Here is a 22,350-nt window from a genome sequence, read left to right as displayed (position 1 = left end):
GGCATTATCCGATAAAGGCGTTGGGATGGCCCATCAGTTCGGCAAACGCCGTGATGGGTAAATCGCCGCGTACCTCAAGGCGCGGGAGTGACAGCAGCTTGTCCGAAAAGCCCGCTTTTGCCGGCCTGGTGGTGAAGCCAATTTGATATCCCGCCTCGGCCAGAATTCCGGGAACACGGAAATCGGTGCAGCCGAAGGGGAGAGCGATAGATGTCGTGGCCGCGCCGAGCCGGTTCTCCAGCGTCTTGCGAGAATGAACCGCTTCGGCCAGTAGCGTGGCGTTATCCAGCGCACTCGCCGGCGTGTGGGTTTCCAGATGAGACCCAAATCGGATGCCCTTTCGATGGAGATCCTCAATGTCGTTCCAAGACATCAGAGGGGCTGGCTCACCGTAAGCCGCATCCCAATCCGATCGGCCGCCCACTTTGTCCGTCACGACGAAGACGTCGGCGCTGAAGCCGTTCTCTACAAGGATGGGATAGGCTTCGGTAAAAAAATCGAGATAGGCATCATCGAAGGTCAGGACGACCGGCCGCCCCTGTATGGGCTTTCCCACCTGAAGCAGATGGGCCAGCGCATCGGCCGTCAGCCCATAGTAGCCCTGCCGCCGGAGAAACTGCATCTGCTGGCGGAACATCTCCGGCGCGATCCGGAAACGCCGCAGCCGATCGGGACCTTCGCGCGCGATTCTGTGATACATCAACACCGGGATCGAGGTCGTCACTTCGTTCGACCACGCCGCCACTCGTTCGACACCGGCCGGTCCCCAGATGATGTGCTTGGCCACCTCCGTGTCCAATGGGACACCGTGCCGTTCATTCCGCATTGTGTGTACGGACGTTTCACGCTTGCGGAACCGATGAATGGCGTAAAGCTCGGTCTCGATCGTTTCTTCCAGGGTAAGGTCCGGCAGGTTCGAAAAGACTTTCCTGATGGTGCCGACACCGAACGGATTGTCCCAATCGAAACCGGTCCTTTCGGGCTCGTCTCGCCGGAGATGGGCGTGAGCGGTAATCAGACAGCCGCCCGGCTTCAGTGCTGCGGCAATCTTTCGGCAGACCCGCTCCAAGACCTGTTCGTCATCCATGTAATAGAGGACTTCCGAACAGACGATCAGGTCCTGTCCGCCAGGAATGTCCTCGCCTGCGAAGTCCAGGACACGAAACTCGGCATTCCCGCACTCTCGGCAGCGCTCGGATGCTCTTTCGATCGCACGACGCGAGATGTCCGTTGCCGTCAGCGTCCCGACCTTTTGCGCAAGCTTGGCGGAGAATATCCCCTCCGCACAGGCAAGTTCCAATGCCTTGCCTATCCCTTCCGGGACAAGGCCCAGCGTCTGCTCGTATTTGACCTGTTCGTAGATCGACACGTAGTTCCATGGGTCGGGATGCTCAAAGACCCGTTCCCAATATTCCTCTTTGGAAGCGGCCTCTGACAAAAGGGCTTCCTTTCCCGTCTTTTTTCCGCGACGCTCGGCTAATATCGCGCCATGCAAGCGCTCATTCTGCCGATCTGCCTTCGAAAGGCGCTGGTCATCCGTTTCCCCGTCGCCTGCCAGAGATTTTATAAGAGCTGCGTCGCGCGTTGACTGGACAAGGCGGCCGAGGCGTCCCCGCCGTCGTCCTCCCCGACGAAGAATCCCAAGGAAGCCTCTATAGTTACGCAAGGTTTCGAATAACCAGTGGCGCGCATAGTCGAAGGTCCTGGGCGTGGGCAGCCGACCGCCTGCATGCATGTCCCGGACGATCAGGCGAACCAATGCGCCGACCGACAGATCTCCCCATAGCGGCCCCACGTGGGCACCGATATGTTTCTGTCCGGACGAAAGCTGCAGTACCAGCGTATCGGCTTCGACGGCCTTGGTAATCTTCGCGAGCTTGTTGACGTCGACGCCCACAGTCTGGACGCGTCCGAGCTTAAAAGAACGCGAGACGGCTTCTGATGAAAGCCGCCAGGCAAGAAGCTGCTCTGTCTTTCGTGCGGTTCCCGCCAGCGAATGGCTTTCGATGAGGGCGAGGAGCCGCGCGACTGCCGGTGCCCACGAGTCCATCAGGTCGATCAGGGCGGCAGTATTCTCAACCGATTGGCCCGTCTGCAACCCATGAAGGATGGCCACCGCCATCATGTCTTCGTGGCCCGAGCCATCGGGAAATTCCGGCAGAAGCTCGGCCAGGTCCTTGGGATCGGTTTCCGCACAAAGATGCATCGACGCGATCCAAATGAAGATGCGAAGCTGGCTAAGGGCCGGCTTCGGCCAAGCGTCGTCCTCGCCCTGCGTCGGCAAGCTCCGCTCAACTTGCAAGGCCCGCGCCCTTTCCGTCACGACAATCGCGTCCCGCATCATCCTGATCGGATCGGACGACAGAGAGCCGGCCTTCATGCGATAGAAGGCCAGGCATTTGTCCACCCGCTGGAATCGAGCCCCGGCGAACGCCATGCGAAGCCAGAGATCCCAGTCCTCGCAGGTTTGTAATGTGACATCCATGCCGCCCAGTTCCGTAAAAAGGCGCTTGGGAAAGACTGCCGTATGAATGGCCAGAGCGCAAATTGACGAAAATTGTTGGATAGCACGATCTCCGGTAAGATCATGCGCCTGCTCGATCTTCTGCATCCGGCCGTCGGCCGTGACGCGGCGATAGCTGCAATGGGCGATTAGTGGCTGAGACTGGTTGCTGGCGATCGGCAGCATGCTTTCGTTAAAGGCGGGATCCAGCCAGTCGTCGGCATCGAGCATGCAGAGGAGAGGCGCAGCGGCAAGCTGAGCGGCTGCATTGCGTGCGGCGGCGGCACCGGCATTCGGTTGACGGTAAAGCGTAATCCGCCCGTCCGCGTTGGCAAGGCTTTCAAGGAGCTCCCAAGTCCCGTCGGTCGAGCCGTCATCCACCACGACCGCCTGCCAGTTCGATATCGTCTGATTTTGCAGGCTGCCCAGACAATCCGACAGCGTACCGGCGGCATTATAGGCCGGGATGAGAAAGGAGATCGCAGGTCTCGACGCCGTCACCATGGCTGCATTTTCCAGCGGCCGAGAAGATAGAATGCGCCCTGCAGGCTCCCCAGAACCTCTTCCTTCAGAAAGAAGTTGTCCGAAGTCGCTCCGCGTTCGAGCCGCTTCGCGAACCTTTTGAGATGATACCAGGGGAGCGACATCAGCATGCGGCGCAGATTGCCCAGCTTGCCGGTGTTCTGGTACTGGATCAGCAGCGCAGCGACATGGCCTTTCATATATTGATGGATCTGTTTTGCCAGCCCTTCCATGTCCTTGCGGTGAAAATGCCACGAAACCGCGGTCGGCTCGTAGCGGCAAGTATGGCCATGATGGAGAAGCCGATCCCAGAATTCGGAGTCGTCCGAACACCCAGCCGCCCCCGCGCCGAGTCGGACGTCGAATAATCCGCATTCATCGAACACTTTGCGACGAAACGCCTGGCTTGCTCCTGCGCCGACCATCGACATGGGATTTTTATGCCGCTTATGGCTGCGATAGAAGTGCCGATCGAAGTCCCTGCGCCGATAGCCTCGGCCGAACCCCCAGTGTCTTTCGAATATCAGTTGCGCGGGCGTGGAAAGCTCTCCGGGAAGGACAAGGCCGGTGACGCACCCGATTTCGGGCTGGTCGAACCCCTTCATCAGGTTCTCGAGCCATCGTTCGTGAAGCACCACATCGTCGTCCGTGAAGGCGACGAATTCCGTCGTTGCCGCGCGCACGGCAGCGTTTCGGGCATAGTCGAGGCCGATCCTATCCTCACGGACATAGGTGGCGCCGGCCGCCTCTGCGACACGACGCGTGCCATCGCCGGCCGATGCGTTGTCGACAACGACGATCTCGACCGGCGGAAGAGATTGTCTGGGGATGGATGCCAAGCAGCGGGCCAGCTCGTCGGGCCGGTCCTTGGTGCAGATCAGAATACTGACGTCGTGATTTTTAAGCGGGATTTGCGCGACCTGATGCGCATGCTCGACCGTCTCGGGCTGCACGACGCGCAAGGCGAGTGCGGCCGTGTTCTCTGGCTTGTCGACATAGGCCTGTCCTACGGGAAGGCCATCCGACAGAAAGATCACCAACCCCTCGGAAAGGGCGGATGAGCCGGTATCGACCTCGGCCGAGGCGAGATCCAGATAGCGAATTGGTACGGGAAAGCGGATGTCCTTCAGATCAGCCGGAATTGGTTCTCGCATCAACGCTCTCTCGATCGCACCCTTCAACCTTGCGCATCGGCCCTAGATCGGGCTGATCTGACGGCACGATGCGCCGGTTCAGAATATCGGCGCCCTTCGCGCGTCCGAAAGGCCGCGCGCCGTCCCAAGCCGTCGGCATCAACGATGCGCGCTGCGCAGCTGTGATGATTGCTTCTCGGCCTTCATTTTTTCCCTGAACCATTCGAGCGTCAGGGCCACGCCTTGCTCGTAACTGATCTTACACGACCACTCGGGCATGACGTAGTTCGCATTGCTGAGGTCTGGCCGCCGGTTGGTGGGATCCTGCGGGGGGGAGGGCTCAAAGACGATCGGCACGCCGCCAACGAGCCGGGAGACATATTGCGCGACCTCGAGAACCGAAATCTCGCGATCGTTGCCGATATTCAGCGGCCCCTTATAGTCGGTTTGGTTTATCCAGAAATAACGGGCGAAACCGTCGACGATATCGTCGACATAGCCCCAGCTGCGGGATTGCAGACCGTCGCCGAACACGGTGATCGGGCGGCCCGAAAGCGCCTGGGTGATGAAGTTGGAGACCGCCCGCCCATCGTCGGCGCGGGTTCTCGGGCCATAAATGTTGAAGGGACGGATGACCTTGACGTCGAGCCCCTGGGTACGCTGCATCTCGAACAGCAGCGATTCCGTGCAGCGCTTGCTCTCGTCGTAGGACGAGCGTGGGCCGGTACAGTCGACCTGGCCCTTGTAGGATTCCGGCTGCGGCGAGACGAGCGGATCGCCATAGACTTCGGAAGACGAGGTAAAGCCGAAACGACCCCCCTTTTTCAGGAGATCGAGAAGCCGCATTGCCCCGAGAAGATTGGCGGAAATCGTCCGCTTCGGCTCCTTCATATACCAGGGCGGCGATGCGGGAGAGGCGAGATGGTAGATTTCGTCGAATTTATCGGAGGTCTGCAAGGCTTCGACATCCGATTTCACGAAGTGGAAACGCGGGTCCCTAATGTGTTCGATGTTTTCGAAAAGTCCGGTCCAAAGATTGTCGACAACAACGAGTTTCTGAACGTCAGTCCGAAGCAGAAGTCGATCGCACAGATGCGATCCGATGAAACCAGCTCCGCCCGAAATCAATACAGTTTTCATTTGCATTGCCCCTGATGACTTCAAGAAAGGTAGTTGTTTATTAGCATTCCCTATGAGGACTGGCAATTGCTTAGAGATATTCCAGGAAATACTCGCGCATTAATCTTAATTATTAATTTGCACTTACTCCCGGTAGTAGCGGCGAGATTACGGTCGTTGGACATACGTTGCAGCCGGCTCGGCCACAGCATGTCCGGCCGCCAAGGGTCTATCACAAGGGTGCGGTCGCGCATCGGGCTAAAGTCCGACGCGAGACGAGCACGTTGATTCAGAGTGTTGCCCTCCGTGTGCTTCAAGGTCCGACGGGTGAACAGCCGCTTTGGGTCTGTCACGCCGACTGCGCCCATTTCCGATCAGTCGGCTGTAAGTGCGGTCAATATCCGATAGGCTGCGGCAATCCGATCCTCGTTGGGATAGTTTTTATTGGCCAGAATGGCGATTCCAAGGCGCTCCTGCGGAATGAAGGCGACATAGGCGCCGAAGCCGTTGGTCGAGCCGGTCTTGTTGATCCAGACGTCGTCACGCGGCTTCATCGGCGGCCGCAGTTCAGAAACCGGAATGGTCTTCAGCATCGCGGGCGAATTGCCTTCGAGCAGGCTCGCCAGGGTGGCGGGATAGGCGTATTGCTCCCAGATCAGATCCTGGGTCATCGCCCCGACGCTGAAATATCCGGTATGGGTACTGATAATCGCTTGCTGCAGTGTTCCGTCGAGCTTGACCACGCCCATATTGGCGCCGACGAAGCGGATCACGTCGCCGGCCGTCGATCTCACGCCATAGGCTTCCGAGGAGAGCAGGGCCGGCGTCAGCCGCGCCGGCTCGCCATTGCGCTTATAACCTTGAGCATAATCGGCCAGCCGCGAGTTCGGCACATTGATATAGGTGCTCTCTAATCCGAGAGCCGCAAACAGCTTGCCTTCCATAAGGGCGGCGAAATCGCCGCCCATGGCCTTCGCGGTGATATAGCCGAGCATGCCGATGCTCGGATTGGCGTAACTTCTCTGCGTCCCCGCCGCATGAGAGGGCTGCCAGGCGGCGAAATAGGAAAGCAGCTGCTTTTCGGTCTTGACGTCATCGGGCAGCTGCAACGGAAATCCGCCGGCGGCATGGGTAGCGAGATTGATAAGCACGACATCGCCGAACGGCTTGCCCTTCATCGCCGGCAGATATGTGCTCACCTTGCGGTCAAGCGAAAACCCGCCCTTCGCGTCAGCGTAAGATGCCAGCGTCGCAGTGAAAGTCTTGCTGATCGATCCGAGTTCGAACAGCGTCGTCGGCGCCACCGGCCGGCCGGTCTCCTTCGATTCGACGCCATAAGTGAAGACGTGCTGCTCTCCATCGACGGTGATGCCGACGGCAATGCCCGGGATGGCGTTTTTCTCCATGACCGGCTTGATCGCGGCGTCGGCGATCGCCCTCACTTTCGCGGCATCGGCGGCAAAGCCGCTTGCGCAAGTGCATGCCGAGATCAAGGCGGCCGATAAAATTCCCATCCCCACATTCTTCATATCAATCATCTCCAAATCGCCAGGTCGATGCAGCGCAGAAAATGCGCCGAGGAGGGGATTAGCTACGCTGTTTTATGACCGCAAACGATGATATCTCGCAACAGCCACAAGAATTTCTAGGGCTCACATGGTTCGGCAATTCCTTCCCCTAAACGGCCTCAGGGCTTTCGAAGCCTCCGCGCGGCATCTGAGCTTCACCCGCGCTGCAATCGAACTCTGCGTCACCCAGGCGGCCGTCAGCCAGCAGGTCAAGGGCCTGGAGAAGCGGTTGGGGGTGGCGCTGTTCCAGCGCCTTCCCCGCGGCTTGAAGATCACCGCGGAAGGCGAAGCGCTGCTGCCGACGGTCACCGCCTCCTTTGACCAGATGGCGACGACGCTCGACAGGATCGAGGCCGGGCAGGTGCGCGAACTGCTGTTCCTCGGTGTCGTCGGAACCTTCGCCGTCGGCTGGCTCCTGCCGCGGCTTGCGGGCTTTCAGCGCCGGCATCCCTTCATCGATCTGCGCATTTCCACCAACAACAACCGCGTCGATCCGGCGGCGGAAGGGCTCGATTTCGCCATCCGCTTCGGCAGCGGCTCATGGCACGGCACTGAGGCGCAGCGCCTGTTCGAAGCGCCGCTTTCGCCTCTTTGCACCCCGAAACTGGCCGATGATCTCCGATCGCCGGCAGACCTTGCCGGAGCGACACTGCTTCGCAGCTACCGCACGGATGAGTGGAGCACCTGGTTTCAGGCCGCGGGCGTGCCGCCGGCCGCCCAGGTCAATGCCGGCATCGTCTTCGATTCCTCCGTCGGCATGATGGAGGCGGCCCTCCAGGGGCTGGGCGTGGCGCTCGCCCCGCCCTCGATGTTTTCAAGGCACCTCTGCTCGGGCGCGATCGTGCAGCCTTTCGCCACCGCCATCTCGCTTGGAAGCTATTGGCTGACGCGCCTGCAGTCGCGGCCGATCACGGCGGCCATGCGCGCTTTTTCCGACTGGATCTTTTCGGAGATCGAAAGGTAGTCCAGGGGAGCGCCCACCGGAATGGGCGCTCCGAACGCGGCGTCATTTCTGGATGCAGGTGTCCACCGTATCCTTGGTGCACTCGTCCAGCCCGGTAAAGACCGGATCATCGACCTTCTTGCCGGAGATCAGGTCCATCATCACAGTCGGCGCCTTGTAGCCCATTTCAAAAGGCCGCTGGCCGACGAGCGCGGTTACCAGGCCCTCCTTGGCGATCGCCACTTCGTCGCCGATGGTGTCGGCGGCGCCGATGACGAACTCGTTCTTGGCGATCTTGTCGGCCATCGGCTTGAACAGGTCGCGATAGGGCTGCGGAGCGCCGAACAGCGGCCAGCCGCCCATGATACCGAAGGCGTCGAGGTCGGGATTGGCGGCGAGGATGTCGGTCATCGCCTGCACGCCCTTGGCGCCGTCGTCATTGGTAAAGACCGGGCAGCCCGCCACCTCGGTCCAGCCACCTTCACCCTTAAGGGCGTCTAGTCCCTTCTTGCCGCTCAACGTGTCACGCATGCCCTGGGCGCGGCGCAGGATGTTGTCGGCGCCGGGATTGCCTTCGATGGTGCAGATCTTGCCGCCCTTCGGCTTGGCCTTCTTGATGTATTCGCCGATCCGCGCCCCCATCAGATAGTTGTCGGTGCCGAGATAGGTCTTGCGCAGAGCGGAATCTTCCGCGGCAAGATCGGCATCGAGCGTCATGACAGGCACGCTCGGATTGGCCGTCTTGAGCGTCTGGGCGATCAGCTTGGCGTTCGACGGCGAGATGGCAATCGCCGCCGTATCGGCCTTGCCGAGCATATCCTGGACGATCTGCGCCTCGCCGGCTTCATCCGAGGTCGATGCCGGGCCGGTGTAGAAGCATTCATATTCGGCCGAAGCGTTTTCCTTGTTCCATTTCTGGCAGCCCTGGTTGATCGCCTCGAAGAACGGGTTGTCGAGACCCTTGACGACGATAACGAGCTGCTTCTTGGCGGCCATGGCCTCGCCGGCCGTGAACGCCAGAGCTGCAGCGGCAGCCAGCAATAATGCCTTCCTCATAGCTTCCTCCCTTTGTGAAAAGGCGGACGCCTTCGTCCGCCCTGTTATCAACCGGGATACCAGACGATACGAGGCTCCTCCCTTGAACGCCGGTATTCCCAGGCTGAATCGATAAGCTTTTCCAGATCGTAGACGGGGCGCCAGTCCAACAGGAACTTCGCCTTGCTGTTGTCCATCCAGTTCGAGTGATATTCGCTCGGAATATCGACGGAGCCGAGCCCGCGCGTGCGGGCGAGATAAGCGGCGACCTCGCCGTAATCGACCGGCCGATCCATCGCGATGTTGAAAAGCTGCCCCACGGCGCGCGGATTGTCGATCGCCGCCAGAATCGCCGAGACGAGATCGTCGACATGGACGAAATTGCGCTTCAGCGGCCGCCCGTCGGCATCGCGCAACAGCGGCACCGTGGCGTCGCGCGCATAACGTTCCGCATCGGCCGGCGGCACCAGGCTCTTCCAGTCCGGCCCGCCGAAGACATCGTCGCCGAAGGAGAGTGTATATTTGAAATCGTCCTTCTCCATGATCCAGGGCGCCCGCAGGCAGCAGCTGTTGATGCCATACTGGATGGCGAACTGCTCGAGCATCACCTCTTCCAGCACCTTGGAGAGCGCGTAGCAGCCGGGATAGGCGCGATGCGGCGTCTTTTCGGTCACCGGCCCGTCGTGACGATAGAAGAAATGGCCGACGCCGGCATCGCCGCCGATCAAGATGAACTGCCGCGCCGTCGGGCTTAGGCGAAAGGTTTCCAGCAGCCAGAACAGCCCCTTGACGGTAACATCCATCACATTGTCGGGCGTTTCCTTGCAGGTGGCGAGATGCAGGACATGGGTGACACCGTCCATGGCCGCTGCGACAACATTGCTGTCGGCGATCGAACCCTTCACGACACTGACGCGGTCGGTTTCCTCAAGCACGCGATTATGGCAAAGCGCGCGAATGCGTGCCTTGGAAAATCGCGGCTCGTCAAGCAGCCCAGTAATGAAGCGCCGCCCGACCTTGCCCGTAGCCCCGGTGACAAGGATCAGCATACCTCTCTCCCCAGCAACAGCTAATATGCGCGCGTTTCCGGCGTCAATCTCTATTTGTCGTACAAAATAGATTTTTGTGATGAGAGGCCGTTTTAGCGGACATTTGATTGACCATTCATGGCGCTTTTGCATTAATGAACCAAATCGCTTTTCCGGGAGGAGATCGGCAAAAGCGAGATCGCAGGCGTCTGACTGGCAACCGGCTTCGGCAACCGGCGACGAAGGCAGGCCTGCAGGTTCCGGGGAGGGTGGTCGGCTGGTAGCGGTTCTCGAGCTCACCAATATTTCTAAGCATTTCGGCGCCATCCAGGCGGTGAACGATGTGTCGTTTACGCTCGAAGCCGGCCAGGTCGTCGGTCTGATGGGCGATAACGGCGCGGGAAAGAGCACGCTGGTCAAGATGATCGCCGGCAACTTCCGGCCGAGCGAGGGCACGATGCGGCTCGACGGCAAGGAGATCGTCATGCACCGGCCGGTCGAGGCGCGCCAGCACGGCATCGAGATCGTTCATCAGGATCTGGCGCTCTGCAACAATCTGACGGCCGCCGCCAATGTCTTCCTCGGCCGGGAGCTCCGCCGCGGCATCGGTCCGTTCCGCGTGCTCGATTACAAGACGATGTACAGGCGCGCCGGCGAGATCTTCAAGGAGCTGAAATCGGAAACCCGCCCGCGTGACCTCGTCAAGCAGATGTCGGGCGGCCAGCGGCAGGCGGTGGCGATCGGCCGCACCATGCTGTCGGAAGCGAAGATCGTGCTGATGGACGAGCCGACCGCTGCGATTTCGGTCCGCCAGGTGGCGGAGGTCTTGAACCTGATCCGCGAGCTGCGTGATCGCGGCATCGCGGTCGTGCTGATCAGTCACCGCATGCCCGACGTCTTTACCGTCGCCGATCGGGTGATCGTCATGCGCCGCGGCCGGAAAGTCGCCGACAAATCGATTGCGGCGAGCTCGCCGGAGGAAGTGACGGGTCTCATAACAGGCGCCATCGAACAGGTTTGAGAGGCGTGGAACTGGGCAGAAAAGAAGGTCAGCAATGGCAGTTACCCTCGATCAGACGATTGCGCAGAGAGAGCGAAGCCGGCTTTCGGAGTTCGTCGGCAGTCAGACCTTCTGGGTGCTGATCGCCGTCATCCTCGCCTGCTTCTTCCTGTCCTTTGCCACGGATTCCTTCGCGACGGCGAAGAACCTTTACAACATCACCCGCAACGTCACCTTCGTCGCCATCATCGCGCTCGGCATGACGCTGGTCATCATCACCGGCGGCATCGACCTCTCCGTCGGCTCGGTGCTCTGCCTCTGCAGCATGGTGCTGGCTGTCACCATGCATGCCGGTTACGGCATCGAAATCGGCATAGCGGCCGCAATCGGCACGGCGCTTGTCGTCGGCGCTTTCAATGGCGTCATGATCGCCTATCTCGATTTCCCGCCCTTCGTGGTGACGCTTGGCATGCTGTCGGTGGCGCGCAGCCTCGCCATGGTCGCCTCCAACAACACCGTCGTTTTCCAGTTCGGTCCCGATCACGACAAGCTCCTGGCGCTCGGCGGCGGCGCCTGGTTTCTCGGCATCGCCAATCCTGTCCTCTACATGATCATTCTGGCGCTTCTGACCGGCTTCGTGCTGCGCTGGACGCGGTTCGGCCGCTATATCTTCGCCATCGGCGGCAATGAACACGCCGCGACACTGACCGGCGTTCCGGTGCGTCGCATCAAGGTCGCCGTCTACATGATCTCGGCGCTGTCGGCCGGCATTGCCGGCATCGTCCAGACCGGCTGGCTCGGCGCCGTCACCACCAATATCGGGGCCGGCATGGAACTGCAGGTCATCGCCGCCGCCGTCATTGGCGGCGCCAATCTCGCCGGCGGCGTCGGCACCGCTTTCGGCGCCCTGGTCGGCGCGGCTCTGATCGAAGTGATCCGCAACAGCCTCGGTCTGCTCGGCATCAACGCCTTCTGGCAGGGGACCTTTATCGGCGGCGCGATCGTGCTGGCGGTGCTGTTCGATCGGATCCGGAATTTCCGGCAGAGCGAGTAGGCTGTGGTTCTTCGACAGCAGCATGCGTAAACAATGAACTGAAGCGCGAGCGGATCCGAAAGGTCTCGGCGCGCTTTGATGCTACCGCAACCTAGGCCGCCGGCGGGCGGTATCGGATCGACTTCGCTCTTTCCAAGGCCTGGATCGTATCCTCGACTTCGAGCAGCACGGTGGTCTCGATCGAGCTGAGCGCGCCGCCGGCGCCGATCGCAAGCGTGACGGCCGCCATCGATACGTTGTCGGGCGCCTCCCACAAATTCCATCCGTCATGCTCGCCGAAGGCATACCAGAACCCATGGAGTTTGCCGCCCACGGATTCGATGTAGCTGCGTGCCGCCTCGCGGCGATCCTCAGGCTTTTCGATCATGCGCGCCCAGGTTTCGGGCGTATAGCTGAAGCGTGTGAGATACATGGCCATGGTCTGCTTCCTCCGCCAGAGCGACAGAGTAAACGCTCAAGCCGGGAGGAAGGCCAGTCACTCAATGTGCGTATTGGATGGCGGGTGTCGGTGGGCCGCCCGGCGGCGAAAAAGACGCCGCCGGAACCTGCGTGTTAGGCCTTAGGCCTCGATGATATAGACAATCGTCAGCGCATCGGGATCGACGATGACGATCCGGCCATCCGCAAGGATGAAGAAGCGATAGCCTTCATACTGCGGAACGATCTTGACGATGCGCGGCGGCAATGGTTCGAGCCGCACCTTTTTCGGGATTTTCACCCCGACGGAGACCGTGAAGTCCACTTCCTTCACCGGTGCGACATGGACCTCCTTCACCACCGATCGAATTTCGGTCTGCTGTTCGACCGAGATGTTGACGTTGGTGGTGTTCGAAGTCTGCTTGTTCGTCGTCGTGTTGTTGTTGACGTTGGTTTCCGACGAGCTCTTGTTTGTCGTCGTCGCGTTCTGATCAGTCGACTGCTTGGTCGCATCGCCGCTCTGCGTAGTGGTGCCTTTTGTGCCTGTGGTGGCCGAGCCGCTGGTATCGGTCGTGCCGGATTTGGCGGCGGGCTTCTGTTCGGTGGTGGTGGCGCCGCTGGCGTCCGGCGTTGCGGGCTTGGTTTCCGTCGAAGCCTTGCCCGAGGTGCTTCCGCTCGTCGAGCTGTTGTCGTTGGAAGGCTGTTCAGCGCTCTTTTTCATGTCGGAGCCCTGGCCGGATTTCTGCTGCGTCGTCTGGCCCTTGCCCTGCGGGCAGGCCCCGGAAGCATCGGGGGTGCAGTCGGTCTTGCCGGCCCCGGATTGCGAACCGGAATCCGTGCTTTGAGAACCGGACTGGGTCTGGCCGCTGCTCTTGGTGGTGTCCTGCTGGGCCGCGGCTGGCAGTGTCGCAAGCGGCGAAACGCTGAGCGACAGCGCTGCAAAAAGCATGGTGAGATGGTTGCTTCTCATGATCATTCTCCGAAGTTCGAACAGGCGGTGCCGCCCGCATTCTCATGCGTGACATGCGCGCCCTGATTGTTGGAATGGCGGCTTTGCCGCCCGTCTGTCACTTGATGACCTGGATGACCGTCCGCGAGGAAGGTTCGACGATCACACGCTGATCATTGACGATCGCATAGGCATATTTCGGATCGTCGGGAATTGGCGTCACGACAACGGTCTCCGGCAGGGGCTGCCCGACGACGACCCTCTCCTTCACCACGACGCGTTCAGCCGGGGCGGGAGCCTGCTCGACATAGGTCACCACCTTTGGCGGCGGCGGATCGATGACGCTGCCTGCGACGCCGCCGACGATGCCGCCGACAGCAGCACCCACCGGGCCGCCGACGATCGCACCCGTCGCGGCGCCACCGACCGCACCTGTGACCGTCGACTGCTGCGCAAAGGCAGACGTCGATGCCAACAGGAGACCAGCGGCAGTTGTTACTGCTTTGATATTCATCTGTTGCTCCATTGATGCGGTTGGTTCCGCTGGCGTACCAACCGGATAATGGAGGAACGGTTCCGGAGTTAGGACTTGAGGCCGGGGCTTAGCCGACCTTGGTCCCAGCCGCCGACCCCTCGCTACTGCGTGGAGAAACGGCTCAGCATCCGGTCGTGGACATTCTCCTCGCCGACGATCATCGCCGCAAGCGCGATGGCTTTGTCGCGGTCGGCGGGCTTGGTGATATAGCCTTCGAGCAGCACGACAGGACCGAGCATCCTGACCTCGATAGCGCTGCTGTCGATGTCGGGATCAGCGGAAAGGGCTGCTTCGATTGTGGCGACGGTTGCTGCCGAACTGTGGCCTTGCGAAAAGCGCTCTTCGTGGTTGTTGTTATTGGGGCCGAACTTCATCTCCTCCTCCCGTTCCGCCCCTCCACGGACCTGCAGGTTACATGACTCTATTATATGAACAGCAGCGGCCGCCCTTCCAGTCCGACTTAGGTCCGGCTTTTCCCCTGCATCACCTGCCTTAGATGCTTCCCGTCCGATTGAAGGGACATCTCAGGAAGGTTTTGGTCTGTCGCGAAACACCGTCGAGACCTCCTGGCGAAGCGCCAACCTGCCGAACCCGGCGCCTGCGTTTCAGCGGATGGGAAAGGCTTCTTTGTGAGGTGAAGGAACGAATGGCAATACAGACGGTCGGAATTGTGGACTGGCACACAAGCGAAGACTTCGCGCCTCTGATGCTTGTGATGGGCGGTCAGGAAAAACACAGGCTGGTCCGGTCGCTCGGCGAGGTCGCCGGGGCGCTTGTCGCCGCCTGGCCGACGGATGACGGCCGGGAATACATAGCGGCTGTAAAGACTTGCCTGGACGCGATCCAGGGCAATATTTCGCCCGATATGGCGCGCGCCGCCCTCATTCGCGCCGCGGAGGAAGCCGGGATACGGGTGATCGCGGTTGTTCACTGAGACAGTGAGATGAGCCGGTGGCATATGCACAACGCCGTTCAGGCCGCATGAAATGCTGGCGGCGGCGGCGATCATCGATTTACGCGTTGCCTTGCCGCTGTTCGCAATCGGATCTCAGAAAAGTCTCGAGGTAGTGTGGATCGCACAGAGCATAGGGGTGCGCGCGGAGACAGGAGAGGCTCCCTCTGCGCGATCCGAAGCAAGAAACGCCGGCGGGCCGGAAGAGTTTCCGTACGATGCCGTACAGAGCAAAGTACTTCAGCAAAAAAAGCCCCGCTGGATTGCGGGGCTGCGAAGAGTTGGAAAGGACAAATGCAAAGTCGACTGAGCGACGATCACATCCGCACTCTTAACTCACGGGCATTGAAGAAGTTCCTACGACTTATGATCTTGTTGATACGGCTCAGAAGCGCTGAGCGAGTGATGATATATTTCAAACCTTGCGTTGAGATATTTTAACAGCTCTGTTGATCCGATGGGTACGGAGAGAAGAGCATCTCTGCTATTGCCGTATCGCCATTAGCTCTCCGCCATTGTACCCACAGCACCGGAGCAATTCTCTGACGCAAGCTTAGAAACGACTTCTGACCCCTATGCATCTGTCGTTTTTCGGTGGTCAACCCTCCGGGAGCGGCGAAAACCCGTCGGCGTCGAACGGACCTGTGGCGGCGACCGGAACGGGGTTCTCGTCTGAAGCCGCGACATTAGCCTCGCGATGGACCGTGCGTGGGGAAAGGCGAGGCGCGCTCAATCCGATCGCCGCGCCGGGAGAATGCAGCGCCCATTGCATCAGCGCCGCTTCGGACGTCGACCCAAGGAAATCTGCTTCTTCCCAGGAAGCGGTCATCGGCAGGGAGGCGATCATGTCGGCGCCCTGTCTGGAGGTCTGCTGTGCGGCAACGACGGGATGGAAACGCGCGTGAGCCGGCAATGCGGGCGAGCGTCTCTCCGGAAGTGCTGCAATCGGGCCGATCGAGGCAGTCACCAGCCTGTCGTCCGCGCCCGCGTCCTGCGCCAGGGGGAGGGGGCGCATCGCCGGTATCGGAATCGGGAGAGATGAAAGATCGGGCGCGGCGCCTTCGTCATCCCGCTCGACCGCGCCGGTTTGTAGTGCCAGCGCATTCAATGCCCGGCTTTTCGGCGTCGGCAGCAGCGCCGTCAACAGCTTGCGGTCTCTCGTATCGCTGCTCGACCCAGTCGAGGCTCCCGCGTCTTCGTCTTCTCCCGCGGTGCTGGCGATCTCGATCGAGGTGGAGCTGACGCGTTTCCTGTAGTTCGCAACCGCCTGATCATATCCCGGCAGCGGCCGGCCGTCGGCCGGAAGATGCATCGTCTTCCCATTCGGGAATATGCGCGCGAGTTCCTGCCGGGACATGCGGGGCCAGGCCCGGACATTGCCGACGTCGAGATGCACGAAGGGCGATCCCGAGGTCGGATAATATCCGACACCGCCGACCTGCATCTGCATGGCAATGGCACGCAGCGTCGCAAGCTTCACGCCGGGAACGTAGAAATCCATCGCCTTGCCCAGCATGTGCTGACTCTTCTTGGCGACGCCAGTGCTGCGCGAACGGTTGCGCAGCATGTTGTTGGTGGCAGGGGAACGATAGGCCGAGACGACGTGGATATAATCCTTGCCGCCGCTCTTCTTATACACCTCCCAGACCAGGTCGAGCAGCCGCGGGTCCATCCGTGTCGGCTCATTCCTTCGCCAGTCGCGCAGAAACCGGTTGATCTGGGCAAGGCCCCTGGAATCGAACTTTCCATCCCGCTTGTAGGTGATCGTGGCCCTCTCGCCCGTGTGGGTGAAGAAAAGCTTCAGCGCCCGATCTTCCGCCGAGGCAAGGGATGCAGAACCGGCAAATGCCGGCAGCGCAAAGAGAGCCGGCAGAATGGTCTGCGCTGCGAAGCGTTTGGCCCGCGACAGGAGCGCGGCAATTTCGCCCAAGCCTTCACCCGACAAACCCTGTGAATACTCCAGCACGACCAATCCCGTCCCACACCAAACCTTCGATGACGGGGGGAAACCTCCGCATCCATCAGACCCAGTAAAGGCAGCTTATGGTCAACAAATTGCTAACGAGCGCATGTGGAGGTTTGGCGAATTGAATGTGGGCCGTCCGAGGCGTCAAGCCCGTTCATGTGCGCACCACTTTGAGCTTGATCTGGGCGAGGCGGTTGCATCAAACCTTCCGTCTCGCCCGTAAGCGCGAAGAACTTTCAGGGCACGACCATCCGATCATGCCGGCCCTCGCCGTCTGATCATCTTACCCGCCTGCGGGACCTGAATGAGCAACAGAAGGGACTATTAAATGCCGGCCAACGGCGAGACAGCCGGGCCGTTCAAAGCGGTGCCGTCGACGGCGAAATGTGAGCCATGGCAAGGACAATCCCAGCAGCGCTCAAGGGAATTCCAGTGCACGTGGCAGCCTATATGGGTGCAAGATGCCGATTGTTTGTAGAGCACCCCAGCCTCTGTTCGAAAGGCGGCGATCTTGGTGAGCCCCTCCCGGACAATGGCGCCTTCACCGGGCTGCAACTTATCGACGGAATCGCGTTCGCCAGGCGCGACATACTCTGCGAAATTCTTGATCGCCGTCGCATTCTCCATCAGGTAATCGCCGATCGCCCGGGGCGTCTTGCGCGAGGGCTCGTAAAGTTCCCGCCACGGACTGTCGCCATTGAGAACGAGATCGCGGATCAACAGTGAAGCGACCACGCCATGGGTCATGCCTTCGCCGGAATCGCCGGTGACGACGAACACGCGTCGATTGCCGGGATTGCGGCCGATGAAGGCGGCGTAGTCGATCGTCTCCATGACCTGGCCCGACCAGCGATGGGTCTCGGCTCCGATATCCGGCACCAGACGCCTGGTCCAGGCCGTCAAGGCGGCGAAGCGCTCTCCGGCATCGTCGACGGCGCCGGTTTTGTGGTCTTCACCGCCGACGATGAGAAAGTCCGTCGCGCCGTCACCGGGTTGCAGACGCACGTAATGATAGGGATCTTCCATGTCCCAATAGAGCCCATCTGCGATCGCCCCGCGTTTGATCTCGAAAGCCATCGCGTAGGTCCGATACGGCGCTTGCTTGGTGTGAATGGCGACGCGGTCATTGATCGGCGAATTGGTGGCGACCACGGCCCATTTGCCGGTGATGCTGAAGCCGGAGTTCGTCGACACACGGACACCGGATTCTGTCTCCTCGACCTGCTCGACCACCGTGTCGCAGAAGAGTTTGCCGCCGCGAGCGCGAATGCCCGCCGTCAGCCCACGGAGATATTTGAGCGGATGGAAGGTCGCCTGATTGATATAGCGAAGCGCGGGTGTCGCAGCGCATCCCGCAAATGGCAGGCCCGTGACTTTTTCGACCGCGGCGCCGATTCGCAGTGCGGCGTCGAATTCGCGTTTGAGATCGGCTTCCTCACCTTCGGACGATGGAAACAGGAACCCGTCGACACGTCTGAAATCACAGGCGATACCTTCGGACCCTTGGATCGCTTCGATCCGGTCGATCGCAGCCGATTGGCTCTCATGAAACTGCCGGGCCAGATCGCGCCCTCGAAGATCAATCAACTTGGAAAAATAGTCGTCGCATATGGATGACAGATGCGCCGTCGTGCGGGCCGTCATGCCGCTGCCTATCTGGCCGCGATCGATGACATCAACCTTCTGCCCTGCAAGGGCGAGTTCGTAGGCTACCGACAAGCCGGCAATTCCGGAGCCGATGACAACGGCATCGGCCTCATCGTTCCCAGCGAGTGGAGTGGCGTCGGGCATAACCCTGAGCGAGGCCCACAAGGAGACAGTTCTTTCGTCGCTCACATTCATGGCGCACATCTCCGAACAAGTATTTCCTAAATTGAAGAAGGCACGCAAAAGTTCCGTCGAGACATCACGCGCTTTGGAAACCGAGGGCCTGCTTCCGGCAGGTTCGGCGCCGCGCATCAAGCGTTGATGATTGAGATCAGCCCTACCGGGATGCCGAAAGCTCGGGCTTGAACACCAGGTTCACCGGCGTTCCCGGCATCTCGCCGCTTAATTTGATGGAGAAGCGGAAGACGCGGGACCAGCGGCCGGCTCAGAACTTGCCGTTCGTTCGGCCTGCCCGGCGTGCGGCGGTACCAGGAAATCGAGGAGACCGTCGCTGCGTAGATCGGCGGTTTTCTTTTCCAGAATGTCACCAATCAACGTCGTCAGAAATTCGGCTGTCATATGGTTCCAGTCTGTGATGAATGGAACACCCCTGCTGCTGGTGAGGCATTTCTCCTTGTCGTAATCGCAGTGAAGCTTGACGATATCGACGTAGGTGAACGGAAGATCGGAGGGGAAAAATGGCAGTTGCTCTAAAGGCTGGTTGGCCGGCGGATAGCTCGCCGATCGCAGGCAGATAGAGGCGTCGGATTTTCTCTGAAACATCAGGCCCAGGCACGAGTGCAATTCGTCGAGCTGGAAATAATTTCCGAACACGAAAACGCGCGCATTATCCGAGTGGCTTTTCATCCAGGAAATAAGCTCGAACCTGAACGGGTTGACGGTGTATTCGAAAGGCCGAAGGCTCGTGAGGAAGATCGCTTTCGTTCGGCTGAGCAATGATTTGTCGTTGATATATTTTTCAAAGGGAATGCAGTATTTGTCGTAAATGCTGGCGCGTGAGGGGGCCTTCACACTATCGTTCTTGATCTCCACCATGCAGTTCAAATAGCTGAGCGCCACGACTTGATACCGATCGGTATCGACGTAATTTTTCAGCGCAATCGACCAATTTCTGGCGTGCGAGTCTCCAATGATGAAGATAACGGGCTTCTCAGCTTGAATGTTGTCGTTCAAGCTTAGAAAAGTGCTTTCGAGCCGTGCTTCGTTCGCCTGCGCGACAGGTGAATAGACTTCATCCAGCCTGTGAGGAAAACCGGCCATCGTGATTGCTGAAAGGACAACAGCTGCGATGGTTGCAACGGATGAGCTCAGGGTGATCCAGAGAGCGCGGCTTCTCCTGGTGTGGCGAAGCGGCTTTTCAATGACGACAAAGCTGACGACTGAGACCAGGACCGTCACTGCGATGGCGAGAAACTTGTCGCCCTTGCCGAAATCCAAGCTTGTCAGCCGCCAGAAAGCGAAGACCGGATAATGCCACAAATATAAGGAGTAGGACACCAATCCGGTGAGCGCCGCAGGTCGAGAAGCCAACAGGCGCCCGGCTGCGTTCTCACGGCTGGCGAATGCGAGCACAAGGCAGGTCCCGACGACGGGGATCACAGTTACCCGGCCAGGGTGAACCGTATCCTTTCCAAACAAGATGAGTGAACCAAGAACGAGGATAAGCCCGGCCGCCGCGAGCAACGGCTGGGGGCGAGGCCGTCCACGTCTGAGCTCGTAATAGGCGAGCAGTGTTCCGGCCAGCAGTTCCCAGGCCCGGGTGAGCGGCGAATAGAAGGCCTGCTGCGGATCGTGCCGTACCGTGACGAAACAGAATACGAAGCTGAGGGCTGCCGCCACCAACACGCATGGCAAAAAGTTCGATTTCAGGTATCGGCGCACAATCAGCAACAAGATCGGAAAGGCGATATAAAACTGCTCTTCGACGCTCAACGACCAGGTGTGCAGAAAAGGCTTGAGGAGGGTGTTGGGCTCTCCGTACTGGGCCGCAGTAAAATAAAAATAGATATTCGATGCAAACAGGAGCGAAGAACCTACGGAGTTGGCGTAGTCCGTGAGTTCCAACGGCAATAAAAAGTAATAGGCGAAAGGCATCGTCGCGAAAATGACTGCGAACAACGCAGGCAGAATTCGGCGCGCACGCCGGGCATAGAATTTAAGGAAATCGATACGCCCCGTCGCTTCGATCTCCGTCAGCAAAATCTGGGAAATCAGGAAGCCGCTGATCACAAAAAATACATCGACGCCGATGTACCCACCGGAAAGCAGCGTGCGGCCGGCCACCGTGAACTCGGCGTGATAGAGAATAACCGCTATCACCGATATGGCCCTTAGGCCGTCAATCTCTGGTCGGTAAACCTTCAAGCGTACTGCCTTCGATATCGAGAGCGTAACTCTGGTCGCGCATCAGTGGCGCGCTTTTGGGGCTGCCTAGCACAGAGATCCTGGCGGGAGAACAGTACGGCCCGATAAAAGATTTGCGGGCGTGGTCGATTTCAGTCGTTATTTTATGCGCTGTTGTAAATCAGCATTCAGGGGCGCTCATTTGTATTCCCGGTCGGCCCGCGCCAGCGGCGGCTCCCCGTCTGGCGTGCCTGTACTCGTTGAGTTGGGAGGCAGCAGTGGCAGGGCGTCCTCCGGCAGGGGCACGATACTGTTCTACTCGTAGGCCATTCGCTCGGCGGTAACATTGCCATCCAGCTTGCCGCCCAAAGAGATCGAGACATAACCGGTCTGGTTACGGTCAATGCTGTCGCGTCCGTCGTGGCGTTTGTCCCGCCTATATCCGCCGCTTCGTAACAGATCGATTTGAAGCAGCTCCCAAAGCTCGGCTCATTACGGTTCCATGGACAATCGCGCACGATATCGGTGATCAGGTCGTGCCACTTACGCAGGATTGGCACTTTGCCATCATGCATTTCAGAACGTAAATATGCGCTTGGTAGCCCCCAATAATCGGCGACACGATTTTGTCGTTGAGTCTATTGCTCCACTTATTTCCATCTTTCGATCTTGGCTGACTGTAGCCCTGTTCAGGCATGGAGTCTCTTACTTGAAAAGCGCGGCGGTCGCCGCCTGTTTTCAACAAGTGCCGCGACGGTGTACCTCCGGCGCGGGGGCGGGGAATCGTGGGGATTGAAAGCCTTAGCGATCACGAATAATGTCAACGAAATCAAAGGTGATTTCACACTTCCAATCCCCGCCGGGAGGTAAATGGGGTATTTCTGGAGCAGGCGTCGCACTGTTTTCGGGAGATCGTTTTCCAAGGGTTCGCGGACACCTGGACGGTCTTGAGGCCCGGGCCGACCGGTCGCGTCGTCCGATGCGCTATGCAATTAGTTGCCGGAGCCAGTTACTGCGAGAGTCGGCTTTAACCATGCCCTCAGAATTTCGGGCTCTCCTCATAGCCTTCCAACTCAGGGCAGCCCCTGATGTTGGCGAAACCGATCGTTCGCCGGTCGCCCGATTCATCCAGACCTCTGAGCACGATGATATTCTCATCCTGCTGCATGATCTCGCTGCGATAGATGCCGGCCCGAAGCGCACGGTTTTTCGCCTGACTTATATTGCATTGCCCGGGCGGCGGGGTGACATGCCAATATCTCGTGCCTTGCCCATCCGACTGCCATCCGCCAGAAGCGGCAAATCCAGACGCGCTGGATAGCAGCAGCATGGCAGACGACAATATCAGGCTGGCTAGAACCGGTTTCATGCAATCTCCGTAAGCCGTGGCGTTTCCGGGATCCCCAGCGTCCATTTGTCCCTGTTGCAACGGACAAACCGGTTTTCCGATAGTGTCGCTATGGTAGATGACTTACGCTAACACCGTGCTAACGCCGGCTGCGGCCGCTATTCGCCGATATTGAAAATAACGAGTTTTCCGGAGCGGTTAGCATTGCGCTGCCGATATTGCCGTTATGAGGAAGAGCGCAAAAGCCGATAATTCAACAATTTCGAT

At 59.6% G+C, this 22,350-nt stretch carries 19 protein-coding genes; 5 read left to right on the top strand and 14 right to left on the bottom strand.

Annotated features, from left to right (window positions below; all coding sequences use genetic code 11):
* Window positions 1-4: 4 nt before the first annotated feature.
* The 4 genes from ACQ7C1_RS12540 to ampC form a co-directional block, all read right to left on the bottom strand.
* Window positions 5-3,007 (bottom strand): glycosyltransferase, encoded by a 3,003-nt coding sequence (locus ACQ7C1_RS12540; RefSeq protein WP_430958491.1) that lies wholly within the window; start codon window positions 3,005-3,007, stop codon window positions 5-7.
* Window positions 3,001-4,179 carry a glycosyltransferase family 2 protein gene (locus tag ACQ7C1_RS12535; RefSeq protein ID WP_430958490.1) on the bottom strand — a complete coding sequence of 393 codons (1,179 nt, stop codon included), beginning with the start codon at window positions 4,177-4,179 and terminating at the stop codon, window positions 3,001-3,003. The genes ACQ7C1_RS12540 and ACQ7C1_RS12535 overlap by 7 nt, the downstream gene beginning before the upstream one ends.
* A gap of 138 nt (window positions 4,180-4,317) precedes the next feature.
* Window positions 4,318-5,298, bottom strand: a complete 981-nt coding sequence (locus ACQ7C1_RS12530; RefSeq protein ID WP_430958489.1) for an NAD-dependent epimerase/dehydratase family protein — start codon at window positions 5,296-5,298, stop codon at window positions 4,318-4,320.
* Window positions 5,299-5,651: 353 nt separating this feature from the next.
* Window positions 5,652-6,806 carry a class C beta-lactamase gene (ampC, locus tag ACQ7C1_RS12525; protein WP_430958488.1) on the bottom strand — a complete coding sequence of 385 codons (1,155 nt, stop codon included), beginning with the start codon at window positions 6,804-6,806 and terminating at the stop codon, window positions 5,652-5,654.
* A 127-nt stretch (window positions 6,807-6,933) separates the two neighbouring features.
* Between ampC and ACQ7C1_RS12520 the strand changes: the two genes are divergently transcribed.
* Window positions 6,934-7,809: a LysR family transcriptional regulator gene (locus ACQ7C1_RS12520; RefSeq protein ID WP_183699263.1), complete on the top strand. Its 876-nt coding sequence runs from the start codon at window positions 6,934-6,936 to the stop codon at window positions 7,807-7,809.
* A 42-nt stretch (window positions 7,810-7,851) separates the two neighbouring features.
* Here ACQ7C1_RS12520 and ACQ7C1_RS12515 read toward each other — a convergent pair whose 3' ends face one another.
* Both ACQ7C1_RS12515 and ACQ7C1_RS12510 read right to left on the bottom strand, forming a co-directional pair.
* Entirely contained in the window at window positions 7,852-8,844 is a 993-nt protein-coding gene (locus ACQ7C1_RS12515) for a sugar-binding protein (RefSeq protein WP_097597076.1), read from the bottom strand.
* Window positions 8,845-8,891: 47 nt separating this feature from the next.
* On the bottom strand, window positions 8,892-9,872 hold the full coding sequence (locus tag ACQ7C1_RS12510) for an NAD-dependent epimerase/dehydratase family protein (protein ID WP_430958487.1): 981 nt from the start codon (window positions 9,870-9,872) through the stop codon (window positions 8,892-8,894).
* Window positions 9,873-10,194: 322 nt separating this feature from the next.
* Between ACQ7C1_RS12510 and ACQ7C1_RS12505 the strand changes: the two genes are divergently transcribed.
* Entirely contained in the window at window positions 10,195-10,872 is a 678-nt protein-coding gene (locus ACQ7C1_RS12505) for an ATP-binding cassette domain-containing protein (RefSeq protein WP_245362101.1), read from the top strand.
* Window positions 10,873-10,906: 34 nt separating this feature from the next.
* Window positions 10,907-11,905 carry an ABC transporter permease gene (locus ACQ7C1_RS12500; protein WP_221113397.1) on the top strand — a complete coding sequence of 333 codons (999 nt, stop codon included), beginning with the start codon at window positions 10,907-10,909 and terminating at the stop codon, window positions 11,903-11,905.
* Between the two features lie 91 nt (window positions 11,906-11,996).
* Here the strand turns inward: ACQ7C1_RS12500 and ACQ7C1_RS12495 are convergent, their stop codons facing one another.
* The 4 genes from ACQ7C1_RS12495 to ACQ7C1_RS12480 form a co-directional block, all read right to left on the bottom strand.
* Window positions 11,997-12,323 (bottom strand): GYD domain-containing protein, encoded by a 327-nt coding sequence (locus ACQ7C1_RS12495; RefSeq protein ID WP_085779083.1) that lies wholly within the window; start codon window positions 12,321-12,323, stop codon window positions 11,997-11,999.
* Between the two features lie 141 nt (window positions 12,324-12,464).
* Complete coding sequence (locus ACQ7C1_RS12490) at window positions 12,465-13,292, bottom strand: DUF1236 domain-containing protein (RefSeq protein WP_430958486.1); 828 nt, start codon at window positions 13,290-13,292, stop codon at window positions 12,465-12,467.
* A gap of 97 nt (window positions 13,293-13,389) precedes the next feature.
* A complete protein-coding gene (locus ACQ7C1_RS12485) occupies window positions 13,390-13,785 on the bottom strand; it encodes a DUF1236 domain-containing protein (RefSeq protein WP_430958485.1) in 396 nt (131 codons plus the stop codon).
* Window positions 13,786-13,907: 122 nt separating this feature from the next.
* A complete protein-coding gene (locus ACQ7C1_RS12480; RefSeq protein WP_430958484.1) occupies window positions 13,908-14,180 on the bottom strand; it encodes a BON domain-containing protein in 273 nt (90 codons plus the stop codon).
* A 278-nt stretch (window positions 14,181-14,458) separates the two neighbouring features.
* Here ACQ7C1_RS12480 and ACQ7C1_RS12475 point away from each other — a divergent pair, with 278 nt between their 5' ends.
* Complete coding sequence (locus tag ACQ7C1_RS12475; RefSeq protein ID WP_085780156.1) at window positions 14,459-14,740, top strand: DUF982 domain-containing protein; 282 nt, start codon at window positions 14,459-14,461, stop codon at window positions 14,738-14,740.
* Between the two features lie 616 nt (window positions 14,741-15,356).
* Here the strand turns inward: ACQ7C1_RS12475 and ACQ7C1_RS12470 are convergent.
* The 3 genes from ACQ7C1_RS12470 to ACQ7C1_RS12460 all read right to left on the bottom strand — a co-directional run bounded on the left by ACQ7C1_RS12470 (window position 15,357) and on the right by ACQ7C1_RS12460 (window position 20,756).
* Entirely contained in the window at window positions 15,357-16,724 is a 1,368-nt protein-coding gene (locus tag ACQ7C1_RS12470) for a DUF882 domain-containing protein (protein WP_430958483.1), read from the bottom strand.
* 324 nt (window positions 16,725-17,048) lie between these two features.
* A complete protein-coding gene (locus tag ACQ7C1_RS12465; RefSeq protein ID WP_430958482.1) occupies window positions 17,049-18,566 on the bottom strand; it encodes an FAD-dependent oxidoreductase in 1,518 nt (505 codons plus the stop codon).
* Window positions 18,567-18,773: 207 nt separating this feature from the next.
* Window positions 18,774-20,756: an acyltransferase family protein gene (locus ACQ7C1_RS12460; RefSeq protein WP_430958481.1), complete on the bottom strand. Its 1,983-nt coding sequence runs from the start codon at window positions 20,754-20,756 to the stop codon at window positions 18,774-18,776.
* Between the two features lie 324 nt (window positions 20,757-21,080).
* On the opposite strand from ACQ7C1_RS12460, the gene ACQ7C1_RS12455 reads away from it, so the two are divergent.
* Window positions 21,081-21,191 (top strand): hypothetical protein, encoded by a 111-nt coding sequence (locus ACQ7C1_RS12455; RefSeq protein ID WP_430958627.1) that lies wholly within the window; start codon window positions 21,081-21,083, stop codon window positions 21,189-21,191.
* A gap of 583 nt (window positions 21,192-21,774) precedes the next feature.
* On the opposite strand, the gene ACQ7C1_RS12450 is transcribed toward ACQ7C1_RS12455, so the two are convergent.
* Complete coding sequence (locus ACQ7C1_RS12450; protein WP_430958480.1) at window positions 21,775-22,104, bottom strand: hypothetical protein; 330 nt, start codon at window positions 22,102-22,104, stop codon at window positions 21,775-21,777.
* Window positions 22,105-22,350: the final 246 nt, after the last annotated feature.

This window comes from Rhizobium sp. Nf11,1 (assembly GCF_050587665.1).
Taxonomy (GTDB): domain Bacteria; phylum Pseudomonadota; class Alphaproteobacteria; order Rhizobiales; family Rhizobiaceae; genus Rhizobium.
The sequence above is the reverse complement of the archived record's forward strand: the minus strand, read 5'-3'. Positions and strand labels throughout refer to the sequence as shown.